At 65.6% G+C, this 22,087-nt stretch carries 19 protein-coding genes and 1 riboswitch; of the genes, 12 read left to right on the top strand and 7 right to left on the bottom strand.

Annotated elements, in window-relative coordinates; all coding sequences use genetic code 11:
- Nucleotide 1 precedes the first annotated feature (1 nt).
- Nucleotides 2–1,201 (top strand): YihY/virulence factor BrkB family protein, encoded by a 1,200-nt coding sequence (locus D9V32_RS07170; RefSeq protein WP_121648224.1) that lies wholly within the window; start codon nucleotides 2–4, stop codon nucleotides 1,199–1,201.
- A 260-nt stretch (nucleotides 1,202–1,461) separates the two neighbouring features.
- Here the strand turns inward: D9V32_RS07170 and D9V32_RS07160 are convergent, their stop codons facing one another.
- Entirely contained in the window at nucleotides 1,462–2,439 is a 978-nt protein-coding gene (locus D9V32_RS07160; RefSeq protein WP_147440419.1) for a hypothetical protein, read from the bottom strand.
- 233 nt (nucleotides 2,440–2,672) lie between these two features.
- Here D9V32_RS07160 and D9V32_RS07155 point away from each other — a divergent pair, with 233 nt between their 5' ends.
- The gene (locus D9V32_RS07155; protein ID WP_121648221.1) at nucleotides 2,673–3,521 is read left to right on the top strand and encodes an exodeoxyribonuclease III; all 849 of its coding nucleotides are present in this window, start codon (nucleotides 2,673–2,675) and stop codon (nucleotides 3,519–3,521) included.
- 60 nt (nucleotides 3,522–3,581) lie between these two features.
- On the top strand, nucleotides 3,582–4,589 hold the full coding sequence (gene trpS / locus D9V32_RS07150; protein WP_121648220.1) for a tryptophan--tRNA ligase: 1,008 nt from the start codon (nucleotides 3,582–3,584) through the stop codon (nucleotides 4,587–4,589).
- Between the two features lie 67 nt (nucleotides 4,590–4,656).
- On the opposite strand, the gene D9V32_RS07145 is transcribed toward trpS, so the two are convergent.
- Nucleotides 4,657–5,298 carry a TetR/AcrR family transcriptional regulator gene (locus tag D9V32_RS07145; protein WP_121648219.1) on the bottom strand — a complete coding sequence of 214 codons (642 nt, stop codon included), beginning with the start codon at nucleotides 5,296–5,298 and terminating at the stop codon, nucleotides 4,657–4,659.
- A 160-nt stretch (nucleotides 5,299–5,458) separates the two neighbouring features.
- Here D9V32_RS07145 and D9V32_RS07140 point away from each other — a divergent pair, with 160 nt between their 5' ends.
- Entirely contained in the window at nucleotides 5,459–5,887 is a 429-nt protein-coding gene (locus D9V32_RS07140) for an organic hydroperoxide resistance protein (protein ID WP_121648218.1), read from the top strand.
- Nucleotides 5,888–6,027: 140 nt separating this feature from the next.
- Complete coding sequence (locus D9V32_RS07135; protein WP_121648217.1) at nucleotides 6,028–7,281, top strand: Nramp family divalent metal transporter; 1,254 nt, start codon at nucleotides 6,028–6,030, stop codon at nucleotides 7,279–7,281.
- On the opposite strand, the gene D9V32_RS07130 is transcribed toward D9V32_RS07135, so the two are convergent.
- From D9V32_RS07130 to D9V32_RS07115, 4 genes are all read right to left on the bottom strand, one after another.
- Entirely contained in the window at nucleotides 7,265–7,513 is a 249-nt protein-coding gene (locus D9V32_RS07130; RefSeq protein WP_121648216.1) for a hypothetical protein, read from the bottom strand. The genes D9V32_RS07135 and D9V32_RS07130 overlap by 17 nt on opposite strands.
- Before the next feature lie 102 nt (nucleotides 7,514–7,615).
- The gene (gene glpK, locus D9V32_RS07125; protein ID WP_121648215.1) at nucleotides 7,616–9,130 is read right to left on the bottom strand and encodes a glycerol kinase GlpK; all 1,515 of its coding nucleotides are present in this window, start codon (nucleotides 9,128–9,130) and stop codon (nucleotides 7,616–7,618) included.
- A 110-nt stretch (nucleotides 9,131–9,240) separates the two neighbouring features.
- Nucleotides 9,241–9,954 carry an MIP/aquaporin family protein gene (locus tag D9V32_RS07120; RefSeq protein WP_245982185.1) on the bottom strand — a complete coding sequence of 238 codons (714 nt, stop codon included), beginning with the start codon at nucleotides 9,952–9,954 and terminating at the stop codon, nucleotides 9,241–9,243.
- Nucleotides 9,955–10,105: 151 nt separating this feature from the next.
- Nucleotides 10,106–11,839 carry a glycerol-3-phosphate dehydrogenase/oxidase gene (locus tag D9V32_RS07115; protein WP_121648213.1) on the bottom strand — a complete coding sequence of 578 codons (1,734 nt, stop codon included), beginning with the start codon at nucleotides 11,837–11,839 and terminating at the stop codon, nucleotides 10,106–10,108.
- 919 nt (nucleotides 11,840–12,758) lie between these two features.
- On the opposite strand from D9V32_RS07115, the gene D9V32_RS07110 reads away from it, so the two are divergent.
- The 5 genes from D9V32_RS07110 to ribH all read left to right on the top strand — a co-directional run bounded on the left by D9V32_RS07110 (nucleotide 12,759) and on the right by ribH (nucleotide 17,603).
- Nucleotides 12,759–13,745: a sugar-binding transcriptional regulator gene (locus tag D9V32_RS07110; protein ID WP_121648212.1), complete on the top strand. Its 987-nt coding sequence runs from the start codon at nucleotides 12,759–12,761 to the stop codon at nucleotides 13,743–13,745.
- Nucleotides 13,746–13,903: 158 nt separating this feature from the next.
- Nucleotides 13,904–14,052: riboswitch (FMN riboswitch) on the top strand.
- Between the two features lie 94 nt (nucleotides 14,053–14,146).
- The gene (gene ribD, locus D9V32_RS07105) at nucleotides 14,147–15,217 is read left to right on the top strand and encodes a bifunctional diaminohydroxyphosphoribosylaminopyrimidine deaminase/5-amino-6-(5-phosphoribosylamino)uracil reductase RibD (protein ID WP_121648211.1); all 1,071 of its coding nucleotides are present in this window, start codon (nucleotides 14,147–14,149) and stop codon (nucleotides 15,215–15,217) included.
- A complete protein-coding gene (locus D9V32_RS07100) occupies nucleotides 15,217–15,849 on the top strand; it encodes a riboflavin synthase (protein WP_121648210.1) in 633 nt (210 codons plus the stop codon). The genes ribD and D9V32_RS07100 overlap by 1 nt, the downstream gene beginning before the upstream one ends.
- Before the next feature lie 2 nt (nucleotides 15,850–15,851).
- Nucleotides 15,852–17,114: a GTP cyclohydrolase II gene (gene ribA / locus D9V32_RS07095; protein WP_121648209.1), complete on the top strand. Its 1,263-nt coding sequence runs from the start codon at nucleotides 15,852–15,854 to the stop codon at nucleotides 17,112–17,114.
- A gap of 24 nt (nucleotides 17,115–17,138) precedes the next feature.
- Entirely contained in the window at nucleotides 17,139–17,603 is a 465-nt protein-coding gene (gene ribH, locus D9V32_RS07090) for a 6,7-dimethyl-8-ribityllumazine synthase (protein ID WP_121648208.1), read from the top strand.
- A gap of 22 nt (nucleotides 17,604–17,625) precedes the next feature.
- Here ribH and D9V32_RS07085 read toward each other — a convergent pair whose 3' ends face one another.
- Nucleotides 17,626–18,318, bottom strand: a complete 693-nt coding sequence (locus D9V32_RS07085; protein ID WP_121648207.1) for an NUDIX domain-containing protein — start codon at nucleotides 18,316–18,318, stop codon at nucleotides 17,626–17,628.
- 198 nt (nucleotides 18,319–18,516) lie between these two features.
- On the opposite strand from D9V32_RS07085, the gene D9V32_RS07080 reads away from it, so the two are divergent.
- Nucleotides 18,517–19,929: an MFS transporter gene (locus D9V32_RS07080; RefSeq protein WP_121648206.1), complete on the top strand. Its 1,413-nt coding sequence runs from the start codon at nucleotides 18,517–18,519 to the stop codon at nucleotides 19,927–19,929.
- Nucleotides 19,930–20,220: 291 nt separating this feature from the next.
- On the top strand, nucleotides 20,221–22,074 hold the full coding sequence (locus D9V32_RS07075) for an ABC transporter ATP-binding protein (RefSeq protein ID WP_121648205.1): 1,854 nt from the start codon (nucleotides 20,221–20,223) through the stop codon (nucleotides 22,072–22,074).
- Nucleotides 22,075–22,087 lie beyond the last annotated feature (13 nt).

Below are 22,087 nucleotides of genomic sequence, written 5' to 3'. Positions count from 1 at the left end.
CATGAGCCGACGCCCCCGCCGTGCCCCCCGCGCGAAAACCGCACCCCGGACTCCCGAGGATTCCCTCGCCGAGTCCGTGCGCAATAGCGACAATGCGCTGGTCCAGCGCTTTGAAAAGCCGCTCGAGCGCGCGGGATCGGCCGTGGACACCGTAACCCGCACCCGGGTTGTACGCTCGGTGATGCGCTTCACCGATGCCGACGGCAACCTGCTCTCCTCGGGGATGAGCTTCCAGGCGGTCTTCGCGGTGTTTGCCGGGCTCTACGTGGGCTTTGCGGTAGCGGGGATCTGGCTGGTCGCGAACGAGCAGCTCTTCGACAACCTGGTCCACATCATCAACAACTCCGTGCCCGGCCTGATCGGAACGGACTCCGCCAAGGGCATCATCGCGCAGAAGGACATTCTCGCGATCGCCGGCACGAACCTGTTCGGGTTGACCGGTGCGATCGCCCTCTTCGGTTTGCTCTTCACCGCGATCGCCTGGCTCGCGTCTACCCGGCAGGCGGTGCGTGCGATCTTCCACCTGCCGCGCACCAAGGGTAACTTCGTGCTGCAGAAGGTCACCGATCTGGGCCTCGCGCTCGCGTTCGGTGTGCTGCTGGTACTCTCGGCGGCGGCCAACATGGTCTCGACCCAGGCGGTGTCCTGGCTGCTCTCGCTGATCGGCGTCACCGCAAACTCCTTCTGGGGTACGGCCTCGGCCTCCGCGGTTGGTCTGGTCGCGGGTCTGCTGCTGAACTTCATCACGCTCGCGGCGATGTATCGCGTGCTTGCGAAGATCCCGATTCCCCTCCCCGACCTCTTTATGGGGTCGTTCTTTGGCGCGAGCGCGCTCACGGCGCTGAGCGTGGCCGGTGGTGCGGTGCTGGGCGGAGCCTCACGCAACCCGCTGCTGGCGACGTTCGCGGTGTTTGTGGCGCTGCTGATCTGGTTCAACTTTGTGTGTCGGGTGATCCTGATCGCCGGTGCCTGGATCGCCGAGGGCCTCGAACGCAAGGGTGTCGTGCTGCTTGAACAGAGCGAGGAGGAGCGCCTCGCGGAGCTCGCCGAGGCGCGCGAGCTGGTTGCCTGGAACGCGTTTGACGATGCGGTGGCGGCGGCAAAACGAGCGCGTGGACCGGCAAAGATCGTGGCCCGGGCCCGGGCCGAGCGCGCACGGCGCGAGCTGCGTGACATCCGCGCCGAGCAGCGCGGGCACTAACCCCGTCCCCCGGCGAGCTTTTACACGGTGCCACACGACCCCTGCTCAGTCGTCCCGGGAGCGGGCATGTTCGCCCGTGGACCACACATTGGCGATCTTGAAAAGACGGCCAACGGCGGGTGCCAGCAAGACAAGAATAACGCTTCCGCCCGCAAAATACCCCGGTTCAAGCTGCGGGAACAATAGTCGAAGACTCAGCGAAATCAGGCATGCTGCGAGGGCGTAAGCCGTCCAAAATACCCTCTTCCTCGTCATTGCCCCTACTTTCCAATTCTCGTCGCAAGGCAGCCGCCAACGCTTGCCGCAACCGTGCCATGCCACCCGTTCAGACGCACTAGCCATCTGCCGTCGCCTCGTTGCCGCAGGTGAGTTGCGATCGCGGTTGCCCCGCCCGTCACGGCTGCTCCCAGGCCACAATCGCGGAGAGCCTTTCGGGAGACCCTTCCCGACACCGACTTGATAATCGTGCGCGCAGCTATCGCGGCGGCAGCACGCTGCGCAGCGGCACGAGTCGCTGCGTTGATAGCTACCTGCCCGATGATTCGACCGCCCGCGATGATCAGCGGCACGAACCATACGGGGTCTGCGATGATCGGGAACCGATGCGTTGAATCGAAATTGACATGCTGAATGAGATCACTGCCTCGCACCTCATACGAGGTGGGCACAGCGGTTCCGGCCTCGTCTATGGCCCAGGGAGCAGGGACGATCAGGACGATGTCCCCATCTTTTGTTCCGAGCACGGAACCATCCGGTTGCACGCTTAGCACTGCGCCGTCATCAAGACGCACGGGGTAGGCGTATTCCGTCGGGGCAGAGGCGCTCTGAATTTCGATTAGTGATCGAAGCCCATCGCTCAGTACACGTGGGTCAGGAGACTCCACCGCCTGTAGGTGCACATCGTACTCAGCGTCTTCGCTGATGTACGACGCAGTTCCCTCTCCACTGACCTGCGTTAGAGCGCCCGCAGCTACAGGCTGTCGGAATGAAATGGACGAATCATCACCGGACACGGAGGCAAGGTCTTGTCCATCCTCGGGCAAGTAGACCTGCTCGGAATTGTCTCCAGGCATGACGTTCAGCAGATCATCCGTGCCCGTAACGCTCTCAATGAGAGTGAGGTTCGACGCTTCTTCCTCCGCCGCACCGTCAGCCGCACGCGCAGCGCTCATACTGGACAGCACCAAAGCCCAGGACGTGGCACACACGGTGAGTGATTTCAACAGTGAATATCGCATGGGCTAGACGCTAGAGCAGACCTGATCGGCTGTGCGATATCTTGCCCAAAATGAGTGATGAAGTGTCCGGTTTTGAGTGATGCAGCATGCAGTCCTGAGAGGGACAGAGCCGAATCATGTGCGATGCGGGTTTTGCATAGATCGCATCCGACCGCTTCACTCACGCGAAATCCGATGTGGGTAATCGTGCCCACGCGCGTCACATGGTCGGTGGCACCCGGTAAACTGAGCGCATGTCTGCCACCCCTATTCGCGTTATTTCGGTCAACGTCAACGGCATCCGCGCCGCCTATCGCAAGGGTATGGGCGAGTGGCTGGAGAGCTCTGGCGCCGATATCGTCGCGCTGCAGGAGGTTCGTGCCGGCGACGCCGACGTCCACAAGCTCGTGGGCGAGGGCTGGCACATCCTGCACGATGAGGCTGCCGCGAAGGGTCGCGCGGGTGTTGCGCTGCTCAGCCGCATCGCCCCGGTCGCGTCTCGCGCGGGTCTCGGCGGCGAGGAGACCGACAGCACCGGTCGCTGGCTCGAGGGTGATTACGACTGGCACGGCACCCCGGTAACCGTGGTGTCCACCTACGTGCACTCGGGCGAGGTTGATACCCCGCGTCAGGTCTCGAAGTACGCCTTCCTCGAGGCGATGCTGGTGCGTCTGGCCGAGCTTTCGGCCCAGACCTCGCACGCCGTCGTGGTGGGTGACCTCAATGTGGGTCACCGCGAGCTCGACATCAAGAACTGGAAGGGCAACCAGAAGAACGCAGGCTTCCTGCCTCAGGAGCGCTCCTACTTCGACCGCTTCTTCGGTGCCGCCGGCACCGAGATCACCGGAGTTGATGGCGTCACCGGGCCGGGCATCGGCCTGGTGGATGTCGGCCGCGCCTTCGCCGGCGAGGTTCCCGGGCCCTACACCTGGTGGTCGTACCGCGGGCAGGCCTTTGATAACGACGCCGGCTGGCGCATCGACTACCACATGGCAACGCCCGCACTGGCTGCCACCGTTACCTCCTATGCGGTCGAGCGGGCCGCTGCGTACGACGAGCGATGGTCCGACCACGCGCCCGTCACCGTCGTCTACGCACTCTAAACGAGTACGCAGTCAAAACGCGTACGCGGTCTAATTTCGCTCAATTTTTAAGGATTCATCATGACCAACCCCCGTCTTTACTCGGGCATGCAGCCCTCGGCCGATTCCCTCCAGCTCGGTAACTACCTCGGGGCGCTCTCCCCCTGGAAGCGTCTGCAGGAGGATCACGACGCCTTCTTCTCGGTGGTCGACCTGCACGCGATCACCGTGCCGCAGGACCCGAGCACCCTGCGTGAGAAGATCCGTCGCACCGCCGCACAGTACATTGCCGGCGGCATCTCGCCGGATAAGTCCACGCTGTACGTGCAGTCGCACGTGCCCGCTCACACCGAGCTCGCGTGGATCCTCAACACCATCACCGGTTTCGGCGAGGCCGGGCGAATGACCCAGTTCAAAGATAAGTCGAGCCGCTACGGGACCGATGCCGCGAGCGTGGGCCTGTTTGCCTATCCGGTCCTGATGGCCGCCGACATCCTGCTGTATCAGACCGAGGTCGTACCGGTGGGCGATGACCAGCGCCAGCACATCGAGCTGACGCGTGATCTCGCCGACCGCTTCAACTCTCGTTTTGGTGAGACCTTCACCATCCCGGAGGCCCGCATCGGCGGGAACGAGGCGCGCATTTACGACCTCCAGAACCCGACCTCGAAGATGTCGAAGTCCGGGGAGTCTCCCGCGGGCATCATCTGGGTGCTGGATGACCCGAAGGTCAACGCCAAGAAGATCATGCGTGCCGTGACCGACGCCGACGGCGTCGTTGCATTCGATCGCGAAAACAAGCCCGGCGTCTCCAACCTGCTGAGCATCTTCTCGGGCCTCTCCGGTCGCACGGTAGAGGACATTACCGCGGCCTACGACGGCCAGGGCTACGGTGCCTTCAAGAAGGACCTCGCCGAGCTCGTCGCCGACACCCTGGGCCCGGTGCGCGAGCACGCCAATGAGCTCATGGCCGACCCGGCTGAACTCGACCGCCTGCTCGCCCGCAACGCACAGCGCGCCAACGAGGTGGCCGAGGCCACCCTCGACACCGTCTACGACCGCATCGGTTTGCTGCGCCGCGCGCGCTAACCGTCGGTACACACGCAAAACACCCGGGCCTGGAAGGTCCGGGTGTTTTGCGTGTGGGCGGCGGAGATTAGGCGGCGGCGCGCAGTATCGCGCGACCAGCGGTGTGCAGCTGCTGTTCGATGGCCTCGGGGGTGTCGAGGTAGCCGGCAAACATGGCACCGTCGCGCAGCATCAAGAGCTGGCGGGCGATCGGTTCGGCGGGCGCAATACCGAGGGCGCTGACGGCATCGGCGAGCGTGCCGAGGAGCCAGTCGCGGTGGGTCAGCACTGCCCGCCGGATCGGATGTTCGGGCTCGGCGTACTCGGCGGCGGCGTTGAGGAACACGCAGCCGCGGAAACCCGGTCGGCAGCTCTCGATGCCAATGACCCGGGCGAAACCACACAGGAACAGTTCGGCCTGCTCGGCGGTGAGGATACGCACCGGCCCCTCCCCCGGTTCAGCGGCAAGAAACAGTCGCGCCACGGAGTCCCGGGCGCGTGCCGACTCGGAGTCGAGGTAGGCGACGATCAGGTCGTCCTTGGTGGGAAAGTGCCGGTAGAAGGTGACCTTGGTGATGCCGGCCGTGGCGATGATGCGGTCGGCGCTCACCGCGCGGTAGCCGAGTGCGGGAAACAGCTCACGCGCGGCATCGAGGATGCGCTCGCGCGCACCGACGCGCACCGGTGCCGCAGAGAAGTCGGTCGTATCCGAAACCTGGGTCTCCGTCATGCTGCTCTCCTCGGCCGATCGGTTCCTGAATTGAAACCGAGAATGTGAATGTGGGCTTGCGTGTTTCCGCTTCGTGTTCCAGTATAGAACTCATAGGTAGAGTGACTAGTTCGTCTACCTAGGAATTGTCCGAGAATCCCCGTCAAAAGGAACCGCGATTATGTCTGAAACCCTGTACACCGCCGTAGCCACCTCGACCGGCGACGGCCGCGCCGGGGGCCGTGTCGTCTCCAGCGACGGAAACCTCGACCTCACCCTCGCCGTGCCCACCGAGATGGGCGGCCGTGGCGGCGGTACCAACCCCGAGCAGCTCTTCGCCGCCGGCTGGTCGGCCTGCTTCCACTCTGCACTCAAGGCCGTGGCCGCCGCCGAGAAGATCACCCTGACCGACTCGGCCGTCGTGGCCGACATCTCGATCTTCCCCAACGGCCAGGGCGGTTATGGCCTCGCCGCAGCCCTGCACGTCGAGATCGCCGACATCGAGCTGGCCGAGGCCGAGCGTCTCGTGAGCCTCGCCCACCAGGTGTGCCCGTACTCCAACGCCACCCGCGGCAACATCAAGGTCGAGATCGAGACCGTCGTCGCCTAATCCCCTGCGGCGCAATATCGCCAATAAAGCGGGCACCCGAGCTTCCTCGGGTGCCCGTTTTCGTTCCAACCTTCATTCCCACCTTCACCCCCACTGCGACATTTTTCGGTGCGCCGAAATTTTGGTGCTAGTGTGAGCGCATGAGCTCCGCAGCACCCGCCCCTACGCGCCCGGTACGCGCCCCCGAACGACGCCTGTTTGCCCTGCTGGGCCCGGCCTTCGTGGCAGCCATCGCCTATGTGGACCCCGGGAACGTGGCAGCCAACCTCTCGGCCGGTGCCGGCTACGGATACCTGCTGGTGTGGGTGCTCGTCATCGCCAACGTGATGGCCGTGCTGGTGCAGTACCTCTCGGCGAAGCTCGGCCTGGTGACCGGCAAGAGCCTTCCCGAGCTCCTGGGCGAGCGCCTGCCGCGCGCCGGGCGGCTGGCGTACTGGGTGCAGGCCGAGGTCATCGCGGCCGCAACAGACTTGGCCGAGGTCATCGGCGGCGCGATCGCGCTCAACCTGCTGTTCAGTACTCCCCTGCTGCTCGGCGGCATCATCGTCGGGGTGGTCTCGATGATCCTGCTCGCGGTACAGTCGCGCCGCGGGCAGCGCCCGTTTGAGTTCGTGATTGTGGGCATGCTCGTGATCATCACCATCGGCTTTGTGGGCGGCCTCTTCTTCTCCCCGCTCGACTGGGGCGGGGTCGCCGGCGGTCTCGTGCCCCGCTTCGAGGGCACCGAGACCGTGCTGCTCGCCGCGAGCATGCTCGGCGCCACGGTCATGCCGCACGCGATCTACGTACACTCGGCGCTCGCGCGAGATCGTCACGGGGTCACCACCGAGCCTGGCCGGATCCACCGCCTGCTGCGCGCCACCCGCTGGGACGTCGGGCTCGCACTGGTACTCGCCGGGGGCGTGAACATCGCGATGCTCCTGCTCGCGGCCTCCGCGCTGCCCGGCGTCGAGGGTACCGACACGATCGAGGGCGCACACGCGGCGATCACCGCGGCACTCGGCCCGGTCGTGGGCGTGGTGTTCGCGATCGGGCTCCTCGCCTCCGGGCTCGCCTCCACCTCGGTGGGCTGCTACGCGGGTGCCACCATCATGGACGGCCTGCTGCGCGTGCGCATCCCGCTGCTCGTTCGCCGCGTGATCACCATCATTCCCGCGCTGATCGTCCTGGGCGTGGGCTTTGATCCCACCCTCGCGCTGGTTCTCAGCCAGGTTCTGCTCTCGGTGGGCATCCCGTTCGCGCTCATTCCACTCGCGTATCTCACGGCACAGCGCTCGCTCATGGGCGAGTTCGTCAACCGCGCGCCGATGCGCATCATCACCGCGATCGTGGTGGCGGCGATCGTCCTGCTCAACATCGCGCTGATCTATCTGACCGTTACGGGGTCGGCGTAGCGGTCGCGCCCCGGCCACCTCGGCGAAGGCGACGCAGGAAGCGATCCAGGGTCCAGGCAGCGAGGGCGAACACCTGGAAAACAATGAGCAACACAATCCAGATGGCGCGTTCGGCAGTCGAGAGGTGGGAATCCCGCGCGGTCACGACGATGGCGTAGATCCAGGAGGCAAACAGCGCGAGAACACCCAGAAAGATGAAGATATGCCAGCCCGACACCATGGTGTTGCCCATGAAAATCCCCCTCGACCGTCGGTACGTCTCAACAGCCTCACCCTAGTAAAAAACCGCCGCCGCCACTGAAGAGTGGCGGCGGCGGCATGAAGTGCTGACGGACTAGTTGACGTCCTCATCCACCCAGTCGAAGGTCTTGGTGACGGCCTTCTTCCAGTTGCGGTACAGGCGGTCACGCTCGTCCTTGTCCATGCTCGGCTCCCAGCGCTTGTCCTCCTGCCAGTTCTTGGCGAGGTCGTCGGTGTCCTTCCAGAAACCAACGGCGAGGCCCGCGGCGTAGGCGGCACCCAGTGCGGTGGTCTCGGCGACCACCGGGCGCACAACCGGCACGCCGAGGATGTCGGCCTGGAACTGCAGCAGCAGGTCGTTGGCGGTGGCGCCACCGTCAACGCGCAGCTCGGTGAGGTCCACCCCGGCGTCGGCGTTCACGGCGTCCAGCACCTCGGCGGTCTGGTAGGCGATGGCCTCAAGCGCGGCACGGGCGATGTGTCCCTTGTTCACGTAGCGGGTCAGGCCCACCAGTGCACCACGGGCGTCCGAGCGCCAGTACGGAGCGAACAGACCCGAGAAGGCGGGCACGAAGTAGGCGCCACCGTTGTCTTCCACGCCACGGGCCAGTTCCTCAACCTCGGCGGCGGAGGAGATCAGGCCCAGGTTGTCGCGCAGCCACTGGATCAGCGATCCGGTGACGGCGATCGAGCCCTCGAGTGCGTAGTGGGTGGGCTGGTCACCGATCTTGTAACCGATGGTGGTCAGCAGACCGTTATCCGAGTGGATGATGTCCTCACCGGTGTTGAAGATGAGGAAGTTACCGGTGCCGTAGGTGTTCTTGGCCTCACCCTTGTCGAACGCGGCCTGACCGAAGGTGGCGGCCTGCTGGTCGCCCAGGATACCGGCGATGGGGGTCTCGCGCAGCAGCGAGTGGCTGTCGGCGTGGCCGTAGACCTCGGAGGAGGACTTCACGGTCGGGAGCAGCGACTTCGGCACGTTGAACGCGGCGAGAATCTCGTCATCCCACTCGAGGGTCTCGAGGTTCAGGAACAGGGTACGCGAGGCGTTGGTCACGTCGGTGACGTGGATGCCGCCCTCGGTGCCGCCGGTCAGGTTCCACAGAACCCAGGTGTCGGTGGTGCCGAACAGGAGGTCGCCGGCCTCGGCACGCTCACGAACACCCTCGACGTTTTCCAGGATCCAGACGATCTTGGTGCCGGAGAAGTAGGTGGCCAGGGGCAGACCCACGGTCTTCTTGAAGCGCTCTACGCCGCCGTCGGCAGCGAGGCGGTCAACGATATCCTGGGTGCGGGTGTCCTGCCAGACGATGGCGTTGTAGACGGGCTCGCCGGTGTTCTTGTCCCAGATGACGGCGGTCTCGCGCTGGTTGGTGATACCGATAGCGGCGATGTCGTGACGGGTGAGGTTGGCCTTGGACAGTGCCTGTCCGATGGCCTCGCGGGTGTTGTTCCAAATCTCGTTCGGGTCGTGCTCAACCCAACCGGCCTTCGGGAAAATCTGCTCGTGCTCGAGCTGTCCGGTGGAGACGATGCTCCCGGAGTGATCAAAAACGATCGCACGTGAGGAGGTGGTGCCCTGATCAATAGCGATGACGTAGTCGGCCATGTTCTTAACTCCTAAGTTCAGAAACTGCAGTGTCTATGAGGGGAACTAAATATAAGGGTGGCACGGGCGGATGCACGTTTGCTTAGCATCCGCCCGCGCCAAGTGTGTTACTAGGCTCCGATGACGGGGAGCAGCACGGGCGAGAGCACACCGGCGAGTACACCACCGATGATCGGGCCCACAACGGGAACCCAGGCGTAGCCCCAGTCGCTGGAACCCTTGCCCTTGATCGGCAGGATGGCGTGCGCGATACGCGGGCCGAGGTCACGTGCGGGGTTGATCGCGTAACCGGTGGGTCCACCGAGCGAGGCACCAATACCCACAACCAGGAATGCAACGGGCAGCGCGCCCACTGCGGCCAGACCCCCGGTTTCACCCTGGTGGTTGAAGCCGAGGATCACGATGACCAGCACGAAGGTCGCGATGATCTCGGTGACCAGGTTCCAGGTGTAGGAGCGAATCTCCGGGCCGGTCGAGAAGACGCCGAGCTTTACGCCCTTGTCCTCGGTGGCGTCGAAGTGCTTCTTGTACGCCAGGTACATGAAGATTGAACCGATGATGGCACCGATCAACTGACCGGCGAAGTAGGTGAATGTCGCTCCGACACTCACCGGCACGTTTGCCGCGTAGTGGTCAGCACCGGAGGTAAGAATACCCAGGGTAACCGCGGGGTTCAGGTGTGCACCCGAGTTGAACGCGACGATCACACCGGCGAAGACCGCGAGGCCCCAACCGAAGTTGATCATCAGGGTGCCGCCGCCCAGTCCCTTGGACTTGGCCAGCAACACGTTTGCAACTACACCCCCACCAAGCAGGGTGAGCATTCCCGTACCGAAAGCTTCGGAGAGAAAGACCGTTCCTAAAGATACGTCCACGTTGACCTTCCTTTTCTGTTTTCATGACGACCCCTGGTCGCCACGTTGGTGTGTGATGTTCGGGGCCCGGGCCGCAGCCCGGGCCCCGAACGAGCGAGCCCTAGGCGCTCACCGACTTCTTTCCGCCTGCGCGGGAATCGGTGATGCCGTGAGCCCAGCTCAGGTATTCTGCGGCCCGAGCGACTTCACGCTCGGTCGCCTCGGTGTCCCAGCCCAGTGCCGGCGCGATGGCCTCGGCCACGTCGACGAGAACCGCGTGAGAGCTACGCCCGGTAAAGGCGAGGCTCGTGCGGCGCTGGAGAACATCAAGCAGGGTGACCACGCGCTCTTCGGTGGCCAGGATTGCGAGCTCCTCGACGCTGTAGTCCGGGGCGCTGGCGAGCACGTGCTCGTCGGCCGGGAGCTGGGCGATGAGGGCGGCGGCACGGGTACCGTAACGCTCAAGCAGTGCGTCGGCACGCTTGTCGGTAACCAGGCCGCGGTTGGCGGATACCCAGCGGGCGCGGGCAGCGTCATCGCGCGGGTAGTCCTTACCGCCGCCGATCGCCATTCCGGCGGTCGACACGGTGCGCTCGCGACCGAGGACCTTCAGCACGTCGCCGGCGAGGTGCTCGGCGAGGGCGCGGAAGGTGGTCCACTTTCCGCCGACGAGGCTCAGCAGCGGGGTCTTGCCGACCGCGGTTTCGACGATGCGGTAGTCACGCGAAACGAATCCGGGCTGGGTGTCACCGTGGCCGGGCAGCGGGCGGATGCCGCTGAAGCGGTAGATGATCTGCGAGCGGTCGACCGAGATCTTCGGGAAGACGTGCTTCACCAGGTCGAAGAAGTAGTCCACCTCCTCCTCGGTGCAGACGGCGGCCTCACGCGGGTCGGCGTTGATATCGGTGGTACCAACCATGACCTTGCCCTTGAGCGGGTAGATCAGCACGATACGGCCGTCGTTGTGCTCGAAGAAGATCTCGCGGCCACCGGTTGCGGCGAGCAGCTCGTCGTTTTCCAGCACGATGTGCGAACCCTTGGTTCCGCCCATGTAGGTGGTCGGGGTACCGAAGGCGCCGTTGGTGAGGTCGGTCCAGGGGCCGGAGGTGTTGACCACGACGTCGGCGGTGAAGTCAAACTCCTCGCCGGTGACGCGGTCGCGCAGGGTGATCGCACCGGACTCGGTGGAGCCTACGGCCTCAACGTAGTTGGCGACGCGAGCGTGCGGGCCGGCTGCGAGACCGTCGTGCATGACGTCGAGCGCGAGGCGCTCCGGGTCGTGCATCGAGGCGTCAAAGTAGGTGGCGGTGTACTTCAGGCCCGGGTTGAGCTGCGGCAGCTCGGCGAGGGTCTTCTTCTTCCCCAGGAAGCGGTGGCGCGGAACCGAGCCGCCGTCACGGGAGAAGGAGTCATACATGATGAGCCCCATCTTGATGAGCGCGGCACCGCGCTCCTTCGGCTTGCCCTGCTTGTGGGTCAGGAAGCGCATCGGCGCGGAGACCATACCCGAGAAGGTCGAGAAGATCGGCACGGTGGTCGGCAGCGGCTTGACGTAGTGGGGGGCGATCTTGATCAGGGAGTTACGCTCCTGAACGGATTCCTGTACGAGTCGGAACTCGCCATTCTCCAGGTAGCGAATGCCACCGTGGATCATGTGGCTCGAGGCAGCCGAGGCGCCCGAGCAAAAGTCGTTTCGCTCGATCAGGGTCACGTTGACACCCTGGAGAGCGAGGTCGCGGAAGGTGGCAATCCCGTTGATACCGGCGCCGATGATGAGGACGTCTGCGCGCGGCGTAGCGCGGACAGCATCCACCGTGGCGCGAGCGGTGCCCGGGTTCCCTACCTGATCCTGCATGGTGTTACCCCTTTTCGAAACTCTCGATTTCCCCCGGCGGCGGCAACCCCGTCGTCGGTTCTTTCCGATTGTGACCCACCTGCACGAAAGGCGCAAAGCCAATGCACGAATGTGCAGCGAGCCGATAACACATGTTCTTGGATCACAACCTAGTAGCCGATTGGCACTTTGCAAAGGGTTTTTCCGCATCGTTACGCGGGACGTCACACACCGACCGACTTCCATTCACCCGCACGGAAGCACTCCCCCGCCCCTCAAAATCGGTGCCCACACCCGCCATTCGACCGTTATAAAAACACACATGCACCCAATGTTGGTGCACAATTTCTCAACGATCGTTATCCTGATGAACGGCGGGTAAACGCCCGGAATCACGCGGAATAGTTGCCGATTGCGCATCGATTGCCCCATCGGGCGCGGGGCTCCCTTCGTGCCACAACGGGGCAAAATTCGGTGATTTTCGCGACTAAACCCCGTCGCGAGCACGAAGATATGCCGACACAAGCATCCAGGACGCGATAGGGGTTGTCGCGCACCCTCTGCCCCCAGAAAGCGGTACGCTCGCCCGCCGCGTATGTTCGACCTCCCAGAGCGGACCGGAGCGGGCGTCCCTCAGACCCTGCGCCGCATCGGCCGCGCCTGCGCGTCAACGCCGCCACCCAACGTGCAATATCCTTGGTTTCATCGGAAAACATCATCCAGCGCCGACATACCCACCGTGTTGACGCGATGCATTCTTGACCCCCAGACCGACCGCCGCGCACACGTGGGCAAAAAAAATGGTTAAGCTCGGAGGGAAGTCTTGCGACGGTGACCGCGGTGATCCCGCACCACCACGCGGGCCCGCACATCACACCCGCAATACATCCGCCACCTGACCGGCCCCTCACGCGGCCGCACGGCGCAAGGAGTTTTACCAATGTCGGTTCCCGAATCGTTCTCCCTCAGTGGGAAAACTCGCGACGCCCTCACGGCCGCGCAGCTTTACTATCTGCAGGACCTCACCATGGATGCGATCGCCGCAGAGCTGCACACCTCGCGCTCCAGCGTGTCCCGCCTCCTCGGCCACGCCCGCGAAACCGGGCTCGTCGAAATCCAGGTGCGCTCACCGCTGGATGCCCCGCGCCAGCTGGAGAATGACATCCGCCAGCAGTTTGGTGTGGTCGCTCACGTCGTCTCCGTGCCGGACCAGATCAGCGACGTCGACCGCCTCGACCGCGTAGCTCTCTACGCGGCCCGCATCCTCGGTGGCTTCTTCGACTCCAACATGTCGATGGGTGTGGCCTGGGGTTCCACGATGAGCGCGGTATCCCGCAACCTCTCGTCGAAGCCCACCCACAACTCCCTTATCGTGCAGCTTAACGGTGCCGCCAACCCACGCACCACGGGTATCGCCTACGCGAGCGAGATCCTGCAGCGCTTCGGTGCGGCCTTCGGTGCGGCAATTCAGCAGTTCCCCGTGCCGGCCGTCTTTGACGACCCCAACACCAAGACCGCCATGTGGCGCGAGCGCAGCGTCAGCCGCGTGGTTGAACGCCAGAAGGCGCTCGACATCGCCGTCTTCGGTCTCGGCTCCACCTACTCCGATGTGCCCAGCCACCTCTACGTCGCCGGCTACATCGACGATGCGGACCTCGGCGTGATGCGTGAGGACGGTGTCGTCGGTGACATCGCCACCGTTTTCTACCGCGAAGATGGCAGCAGCGACAACATCGCACTCAATGACCGGTCCTCCGGCCCCAGCCTCGACGTGCTCCGCGGCATCTCTCGCCGTGTCGGTGTTGTCTCCGGCTCCGGCAAGCTGCGCACACTCCGCGGTGCACTTGCCGCGGGACTCATCACCGACCTGATCGTGGATGCGGGCACCGCCCGCCGCCTGGTCGACCAGGGCCCGCTCGAAGCCTAGCCGACCGGCCACACCGAAAGTGCTCCCCTCGCCTTCGAGGGGAGCACTTTTCTGTTCGGAAGCCGAAACCTGGATGCACGCTGCACGCCGGAAAAAAGTCTCTGCGTGTCGGAATACTTCCACCCGGTCGTGCGGTTGACCTACGATAGATAACAAATAAGTGCTCCGGGGTTGGTGAGAGTCCAAACCGGCGGTGAGAGTCCGCGAGCCGCTCTTCTCTTCGGAGGGGAGGGGTTGAGCCGGTGAAATTCCGGCACCGACGGTTATGGGTCCTACGGGATTCGAGTCCGGATGAGAGGTAGCACACGCAGATTTGACGACCCGTCGTCGCTTTTGCGCGGCTCGGCGACGCTCGCGTCCCGACCTCCCCGGAGTGCGCTCGACCGAAGGCACACACTCCGATGATCACCCCAGACATCCTCGACGCGGCCATGGCCCGTGCCCTGGACATCGCCACCCGCGGGCCCGAAGGCGGCCCTAATCCGCGGGTTGGTTGCGTCATCCTCAGCCCCGACGGCCACACCCTCGCCGAGGGATGGCATCGCGGTGCCGGCACCGCCCACGCCGAGGTGGACGCCCTCTCCCACCTCGCGCCGGGTGAGGCCCGCGGGGCCACCGCCGTGGTCACCCTCGAACCGTGCAACCACACCGGACGCACCGGTCCCTGCGCGCAGGCGCTCATCGCGGCCGGCGTCGCCGAGGTGTATTTCGCCGTGCCCGATCCCGGAGCGGTGTCGAGCCACGGTGCCCAGACCCTGATCGATGCGGGGATCCCCGCCCAGCTCGGCCCGCGCCGCGAGGAGGCCGAGGAGCTCCTAGCCGACTGGCTGCGCGAGGCTCGACGAGGCCGTCCCACGGTCACAGTGAAGTGGGCCACCAGCCTCGACGGCCGCGCGGCCGCGGCCGACGGCACCAGCCAGTGGATCACCGGCCCCGATGCCCGCGCCGACGTTCATCTTGAACGCTCCCGGCACGACGCGATCGCCGTCGGTACCGGCACCGTGCTCGCCGATGACCCGGCCCTCACCGCCCGCGGCGAGGAAAACGGTGCCCCGCTCAGCCAGCCCGTACCGGTGGTCTTTGGCCACCGCGAGGTGCCCGCCGATGCTGCCCTGCGCCGACACCCGCGCGAACTCATTACCCTCAGCGGAGACGATCTCGCCGCAGATCTCGAAAAACTGTGGAAGCTCGGCATCCGCTCGGTGTTTGTGGAGGGCGGGCCGAGCCTCGCCAGCTCGTTCATTCGCGCCGGATTTGCCGACCGCATCCTCGTGTACATCGCCCCCACCCTGATCGGCGGCCCGAAACTCGCGCTGACCGACCTCGGGGTCGGCACGATCACCGATCAGCATCGCCTCAGCATCACCGATGTGCGACACCTGGGTTCGGATCTGCGCCTCACCGCGGAACCCGCGCCCCCGCAGCCCCAAGACCCCACCCCGTCCACCCAGCCCACTCCAGGAGCCAACTAGTGTTTACCGGAATCATTGAGGAGCTCGGCACCATCACCGCGCTCGTACCCAGCCCCGACGCCCTGCGCATCACCGTCGAGGGGCCGCTCGTGGTCTCCGACGCCGCCCACGGCGACTCGATCGCGGTCAGCGGCGTCTGCCTCACCGTGATCGAGCAGACCGAGACATCCTTCACCGCGGACGTCATGGCGCAGACCCTCACCATGTCGGCCCTCGACGGCGCCACCGTGGGTACGAAGGTCAACCTCGAGCGGGCCGCGCAGGTGGGCGACCGCCTCGGCGGCCACATCGTCCAGGGCCACGTGGATGGCACCGGCGCACTGCTGTCGATCACCCCGGGTGACGCCTGGCGCGTGCTGCGATTCTCGCTGCCGAGTGAGCTCGCCTCGCTCGTCACCGACAAGGGCTCGATCACCGTGGACGGGGTCTCCCTCACCGTGAGCGCGATCTCCGATCCCGCCGAAACCGCGCCCTGGTTCGAGGTGTCGCTGATCCCCGAAACCCTCGTCGCCACCACCCTCGGCGAGCGCACGCTCGGCGACACCGTCAATCTTGAAACCGATATTTTGGCACGTCACGTGGAGCGCCTGCTCGCCGTGACCGCCGCAGCTCCCACCAACGAAAGCCGATAATCATGAGTCTCTCCACCATTCCTGCCGCCCTCGCCGCCCTGCGCGCGGGCAAGGCAATCCTCGTGGCCGACGATGAGGGCCGCGAGAACGAGGGCGACGTGATTTTCGCCGCCGAACTCGCGACCCATGACACCGTGGCGTGGGCCGTACGCCACACCAGCGGATACCTCTGCGCCCCGATGCCCGCGGACATTGCGGACCGCCTGGAGCTGCCGCCGATGGTGGCCAACAGCCAGGACCCGCGCAAGACCGCCTACACCGTGACCGTGGATGCCGCCTCGGGCGTCACCACCGGCATCAGCGCCTCCGACCGCGCCCGCACCCTGCGCGTACTCGGCAACCCCAACAGCGTCGCGACCGACCTGATCCGCCCGGGACACATCGTGCCACTGCGCGCGGTGGCCGGTGGAGTGCGCGAGCGCGCGGGTCACACCGAGGCAGCCGTTGACCTGCTGCGTCTCGCGGGTCTGCAGCCGGTCGGCGTGATCGGTGAGGTCGTGACCGATGATGGCGACATGATGCGCCTGCCCGGCCTGCTCGAGCTCGGCGTCGAATACGACATCCCGGTGATCACCATCGCCGATCTGATCGAGTACCTCAACGCCGCCGATGCCGGCACCACCGAACAGCTCGCCGCCGTGGCAAACGACTCGGCCGTGCACTTCGAGATCGAAACCAACCTGCCCACCACCCACGGTGACTTCAAGGTTCGTGCCTACCGCGATCGCCAGACCGGTGCCGAGCACCTGGCCCTGATCCACGGCGAGCTCACCGACACCGCGATTCTGCGCGTGCACTCGGAGTGCCTGACCGGTGAGGCACTGGGCTCGCTCAAGTGCGAGTGTGGCCCGCAGCTGGATGCCGCGCTCAAGGAGATCGCCGAGAAGGATGGCGTGGTCATCTACATGCGCGGCCAGGAGGGTCGCGGCATCGGCCTGATCAACAAGCTGCGTGCCTACGCGCTGCAGGAGCAGGGCTATGACACCCTCGACGCCAACCTCGCCCTCGGTCTGCCCGCGGATGCCCGCAGCTACCTGCCGGCGAGCGCAATCCTCGAGGATCTCGGCGTGAGCGCCGTACGCCTGCTGACCAACAACCCGGAGAAGATCCGCCAGCTCGAAGAGGCCGGCATCAGCGTGGTTGAGCGTCTGCCCCTCGTGGTGGGTGTTGGCGCGGTCAACGAGAACTACCTGCAGACTAAGCGCGACCGCATGGGCCACCGCTTCGAGGGCGAGCCCGGCTCGTTCATCCCGCTGTCCGACTAATCCCAACCGAACGGAACACACACTATGAGCAGCAACGGAATTCCCTCCCTTCAGGTTGACGGCACCGGCCTCAACGTCACCGTGATCGCCGGATCCTGGCACGAGGAGATCAGCAACGGCCTCATCGCCGGTGCCGAGAAGGCCCTGACCGAGTCTGGCGCAACGTTCAAGACCGTGCGCGTCGCGGGCAGCTTCGAGCTGCCGGTGGCCGCACGCGCGGCGCTCGAGGGCGGTGCGGATGCGGTGGTGGCGCTCGGCGTCATCATCCGCGGCGGCACCCCGCACTTTGAGTTTGTCTCGGATGCGGCAACCTCGGGCCTGACCCAGGTGTCCGTCCTGACCGGGAAGCCGGTGGGCTTCGGCGTCCTCACCCTGGACGATGAGGCACAGGGCATCGATCGTGCGGGCCTCCCCGGTTCGCGCGAGGACAAGGGCCGCGAGGCCGCCGAGGCCGCACTGCACACCGCGGTGCTGCTGCGCTCGCTCTAGGTTCCGAGTCGAGGCCTCCCGCCTAGTGGGCCGCGCCGAAGAGATTCAGCGCGGCCCACTGCAGCAGGATCACGGTCTTGCCATCGCGAATTCGGCCGTCTGCGATGGCGGCGTAGGCGTCGTCGAATCCCAGCTCCACTCGCTCGATCTCCTCGCCCTCATCGGCCACGCCGCCCCCGGCACCGGTTTCATCCTCGGGAGCGTACTCGGCGGCGAAGAAGTGCACGCGCTCGGTGACCGATCCCGGACTCATGTAGAGGTCAAAGAGGTAGCGTGGCGCGCGGACCGCGACCCCCAGCTCCTCGTGGGTCTCCCGGGCGATCGCGTCCTCGGGGGCATCTCCGTCGAGGAGGCCCGCGGCGGCCTCAATCAACACGCCGTCGGGGTGCCCGTTGACGTAGGCGGGAAAGCGAAACTGTCTGGTCAGCAAGACCGTGCGAGTATCGGTGCGGTACAGCAGGATCGTGGCACCGTTTCCGCGATCGTAGGTTTCCCGCGTTTGTCGACCCCAGTTACCGTGCCGGTCCCGGTATTCCAGGGTGGTCCGGCGCAGCACGTGCCAGCCATCGGAGGTCACCTCGACGTCGAGGATGCGTACGTCCGGGTTACCGGTGAGGTCTCGACCCACGCGGTCCAGTCCGCTGCGACCGCGGCCATCGGGGATCCCCTCTCCGGGAACTGCACGGGCGGGGGTCGGCGCGGACTCTTCACTCATTTCCCCACCCTAACCCGGTCCTTTCATTCCGACACTGATTGTTTACCCCACGCCAGGGAGTTTCGGGTTCCCCTCGGAATAGGCGTATATTGGCTATCTCCGCCACAACCGGAACCCACGTTTTTCAGGCTCAGTGTTCACTCCACCCCCGTGATGACTGCCCCTCTTTCTTGATACTCAACGTTTTTGGACGACAGCATGTCAGCAGCAACCACGGGGGATTCGAAGGCCTCCGCAACCCCGGCCAACCCGCGCTCGCGCGTTATTACCGCGAGCCTCATCGGCACCACGATCGAGTTCTACGACTTCTACGTCTACGCCACCGCGGCGGTTCTCGTGTTCCCGACGCTCTTCTTCCCCAGTGCCAACCCGACCACCTCGCTTCTCGCCTCGTTTGCCACCTTTGGTGCGGCGATGGTCGCGCGCCCGGTCGGCGCGATGGTCTTCGGCCACTTTGGTGACCGCTATGGCCGCAAGGCAACCCTCGTCGCCTCACTGCTCACGATGGGTATCGCCACGTTCCTGATCGGTGTGCTGCCGACGTTTGAGTCCATCGGTTGGTGGGCCGCGCTGCTCCTGCTGATCCTGCGCCTGGGTCAGGGCTTCGCCCTCGGTGGTGAGTGGTCCGGTGCCGCGCTGGTCGCGACCGAGAACGCCCCCGCGGGCAAGCGCGCCTGGTACGGCACGTTCCCGCAGCTGGGTGCACCGCTCGGCTTCATCATCGCCAACGGCCTGTTCCTCATCATCAACGCGCTGCTCCCGCACGCCGACAACCCGGCACTGCAGTCCGAGGCGTTCATCGCCTGGGGCTGGCGTATTCCGTTCCTGTTCTCCGCGGTCATGGTGATCGTGGGCCTCTGGGTGCGTCTGCGCCTGGTGGAGTCCACGAGCTTCCAGAAGAACGCCGAGAGCGGCAAGCTCAAGAAGTCGCCGCTGGCCGAGGTCTTCCGTTTCCACTGGAAGAACCTCATCCTGGGTACCTTCATCATGCTGGCGACCTACGTGCTGTTCTACCTGATGACCAACTTCACCCTGACCTTCGGCACCCGCGCCTCCTCGGTTGAGGCCGCGCAGAAGGCCGCCGAGGCCGCGGGTAAGCCGTTTGACCCGAGCACGTTCTTCCCGGGTGGCGGCTTCGGCTACGTCGACTTCGTGCTGATGCTCATCATCGGTGTGGTGTTCTTCGGTATCTTCACCCTGGTTTCGGGCCCGCTGGCCGACCGCTTCGGTCGCCGCAAGACCCTGATCGTCATCACCATCCTGATCATCGGTTTCGGCTTCCTGTTTGAGCCGATGCTCGGTGCGGATAAGGGCCTGACCCAGGCGTTCCTCATCATCGGTTTCACCCTGATGGGTGCCACGTTTGGCCCGATGGGCGCGCTGCTGCCCGAGCTGTTCCCGACCAACGTGCGCTACTCCGGTTCGGCTATCTCCTACAATGTGAGCTCGATCCTCGGTGCCGCGGTGGCCCCGCTGATCGCGCTGCAGCTGTGGCAGGCCGGCGACGGCAGCCCGTTCCTGGTGGGCATGTACCTGGTCGCGATGGGTGTCCTCACCCTGATCGCGCTGCTGCTCTCGCGCGAGACCAAGGACATCAACATCGACAACTAGGTCGTTTTCTTCGGCGGCCCCGTCTCCCGTTTCCGCGCCTCACCGGCCGGTTCGAGAGGCGGGGCCGCCGCCGTTGTGCCGGGTTGTCCGCGGTGTCCGCGGGACACGCCCGTGTTGGCGACACCGCGTCGGTCCCCCATCGACGCGGGGTCGGCAAAATCCCAGGTCACGCGCGTTACCCGCGCGTTTGACCAGGCCCCGCGGGTGTTCTACCTTAGGGGAAGCACCGTGTGTGCGCTCCCCCGCCGTATTTGCCGCGCCCCACGGGTGCGTGGCGCCAGGAAAGGCCTCATGTCTTCGCCCTCGTCCCGTTCACCGTTTGCCCGGCGTAAGCCGCAGGAGGGCCCCCGCGCCTCGTTCCGGCAGCTGCTGCCGTTCCTGTTTGAACACAAGCGGATGCTGTGGTTCATCATCCTACTCTCGGTCCTCGGGGCCCTGGCCTCGCTGGCTCAGCCGCTGCTGGTGAGTCAGGTCATCGGCCGGGTGCAGAAGAACGAGATGCTGGGTTCGCTGGTGTGGGCACTCGTGGCCCTCGTGGTTATTTCCGCGCTGCTCATGGGCTACCAGCACTACCTGCTGCAGCGCACCGGTGAGGGCGTGGTGCTGTCGAGCCGCAAGCGCCTGATTTCGCGCATGCTGCGCCTGCCGGTTTCCGAGTTTGATGCCCGCCGCACGGGCGACCTGGTGTCTCGTGTGGGCAGCGACACCACGCTGCTGCGCGCGGTGCTGACCCAGGGCCTGATCGAGGCCATTGGTGGCGCGGTCACGTTTGTGGGTGCGCTCATCGCGATGCTGATTCTTGACCCGGTGCTGCTCGGACTCACCGTGCTCGTGGTGGCCGTCTCGGTGCTCGTGGTCGTCGCGCTGTCCGCGCGCATTCGTCAGGCCAGCGCCGCCGCGCAGGCCCGCGTGGGTGACCTCACTTCGGCCGTTGAGCGGGCCATCAGCTCGGTGCGCACCGTCCGGGCCGCGGGTGCCACGGAGCGCGAGATCGCCGGGGTGGAGCAGCACGCCACCGCCGCCTGGAAGATGGGCATTCGGGTGGCCAAGGCCTCCGCGCTCGTCGTGCCGGTGGCCGGTATCGCGATGCAGGCTTCGCTCCTGGTGGTGCTGGGAGTCGGCGGTTTCCGCGTGGCCTCGGGTGCGATCGAGATTTCGAGCCTGGTCGCGTTTGTGATGTTCCTGTTCATGATGATCATGCCGCTGGGGCAGGCCTTTGGCGCGCTCACCGCAACCAACCAGGCGCTCGGTGCGCTCGGCCGTATTCAGGAGATCATCGATCTGCCGGCCGAGGATGCCCGCGACGCCGAGATCGCCGCGGCTCTGACCGACCCGGGTACGGTGTCGGCCGAGGCTCCGGCCATCGAGTTCCGCGACGTGGTGTTTGGCTACGCCACGGCACCCGCCACCGCGGGCCCGGCCGAGGCCGATGAGATCCGCACCGTGGTGGCCACGGGCGAGCGTACCGAGGTGCTGCGCGGGGTGTCCTTCTCCGCCGATCGCGGTACCCGCACCGCGCTGGTCGGCCCCTCGGGTGCCGGTAAGTCGACGATCCTCGCGCTGGTCGAGCGCTTCTACGACCCGCAGGACGGCGCGATCCTCTTCGGCGGCCGCGACATCCGCGCGCTTGACCGGGCGGACCTCCGCGGCCAGATCGGCTACGTCGAGCAGGATGCCCCGGTGCTCGCCGGCTCGCTGCGCGACAACCTTCTGCTGGGGGCGCCGGACGCCACCGACGCCGACTGCGAGCGCGTGCTGCGCGACGTCAACCTCGGTGAGGTCCTGGAGCGTAACAGCGCCGGTCTCGACGCCGCGGTGGGCGAGGACGGCATCATGCTCTCCGGTGGTGAGCGTCAGCGCCTGGCCATTGCCCGCGCGCTGCTCGCCGCCCACCCGGTGCTGCTGCTGGATGAGTCCACCTCCTCGCTCGACGGCCAGAACGAGCAGCTGATGCGCGTCGCCCTCGACGCCGTGGCCAAGGACCGCACCCTCATCATCATCGCCCACCGCCTCTCCACCGTGGTGGACAGCGACAAGATCGTGGTGCTCGAGCACGGCACCGTGCTGGGCACCGGCACCCACTCCGAACTGGTAGCCTCCGTACCGCTCTACCGCGACCTCGCAAAGCACCAGTTCCTGGTGTAACGCTCCCGCACTG

This window comes from Mycetocola tolaasinivorans (assembly GCF_003667565.1).
GTDB classification, from domain to species: Bacteria; Actinomycetota; Actinomycetes; order Actinomycetales; family Microbacteriaceae; genus Mycetocola; species Mycetocola tolaasinivorans.
This window is presented reverse-complemented; position numbering and strand designations above follow the sequence as displayed.

Coding starts and splice junctions, on each gene's coding strand:
- D9V32_RS07170 (WP_121648224.1), top strand. CDS start 2: ATGAGCCGACGCCCCCGCCGTGCCCCCCGCGCGAAAACCGCACCCCGG.
- D9V32_RS07160 (WP_147440419.1), bottom strand. CDS start 2,439: ATGCGATATTCACTGTTGAAATCACTCACCGTGTGTGCCACGTCCTGG.
- D9V32_RS07155 (WP_121648221.1), top strand. CDS start 2,673: ATGTCTGCCACCCCTATTCGCGTTATTTCGGTCAACGTCAACGGCATC.
- trpS (WP_121648220.1), top strand. CDS start 3,582: ATGACCAACCCCCGTCTTTACTCGGGCATGCAGCCCTCGGCCGATTCC.
- D9V32_RS07145 (WP_121648219.1), bottom strand. CDS start 5,298: ATGACGGAGACCCAGGTTTCGGATACGACCGACTTCTCTGCGGCACCG.
- D9V32_RS07140 (WP_121648218.1), top strand. CDS start 5,459: ATGTCTGAAACCCTGTACACCGCCGTAGCCACCTCGACCGGCGACGGC.
- D9V32_RS07135 (WP_121648217.1), top strand. CDS start 6,028: ATGAGCTCCGCAGCACCCGCCCCTACGCGCCCGGTACGCGCCCCCGAA.
- D9V32_RS07130 (WP_121648216.1), bottom strand. CDS start 7,513: ATGGGCAACACCATGGTGTCGGGCTGGCATATCTTCATCTTTCTGGGT.
- glpK (WP_121648215.1), bottom strand. CDS start 9,130: ATGGCCGACTACGTCATCGCTATTGATCAGGGCACCACCTCCTCACGT.
- D9V32_RS07120 (WP_245982185.1), bottom strand. CDS start 9,954: ATGCTCACCCTGCTTGGTGGGGGTGTAGTTGCAAACGTGTTGCTGGCC.
- D9V32_RS07115 (WP_121648213.1), bottom strand. CDS start 11,839: ATGCAGGATCAGGTAGGGAACCCGGGCACCGCTCGCGCCACGGTGGAT.
- D9V32_RS07110 (WP_121648212.1), top strand. CDS start 12,759: ATGTCGGTTCCCGAATCGTTCTCCCTCAGTGGGAAAACTCGCGACGCC.
- ribD (WP_121648211.1), top strand. CDS start 14,147: ATGATCACCCCAGACATCCTCGACGCGGCCATGGCCCGTGCCCTGGAC.
- ribA (WP_121648209.1), top strand. CDS start 15,852: ATGAGTCTCTCCACCATTCCTGCCGCCCTCGCCGCCCTGCGCGCGGGC.
- ribH (WP_121648208.1), top strand. CDS start 17,139: ATGAGCAGCAACGGAATTCCCTCCCTTCAGGTTGACGGCACCGGCCTC.
- D9V32_RS07085 (WP_121648207.1), bottom strand. CDS start 18,318: ATGAGTGAAGAGTCCGCGCCGACCCCCGCCCGTGCAGTTCCCGGAGAG.
- D9V32_RS07080 (WP_121648206.1), top strand. CDS start 18,517: ATGTCAGCAGCAACCACGGGGGATTCGAAGGCCTCCGCAACCCCGGCC.
- D9V32_RS07075 (WP_121648205.1), top strand. CDS start 20,221: ATGTCTTCGCCCTCGTCCCGTTCACCGTTTGCCCGGCGTAAGCCGCAG.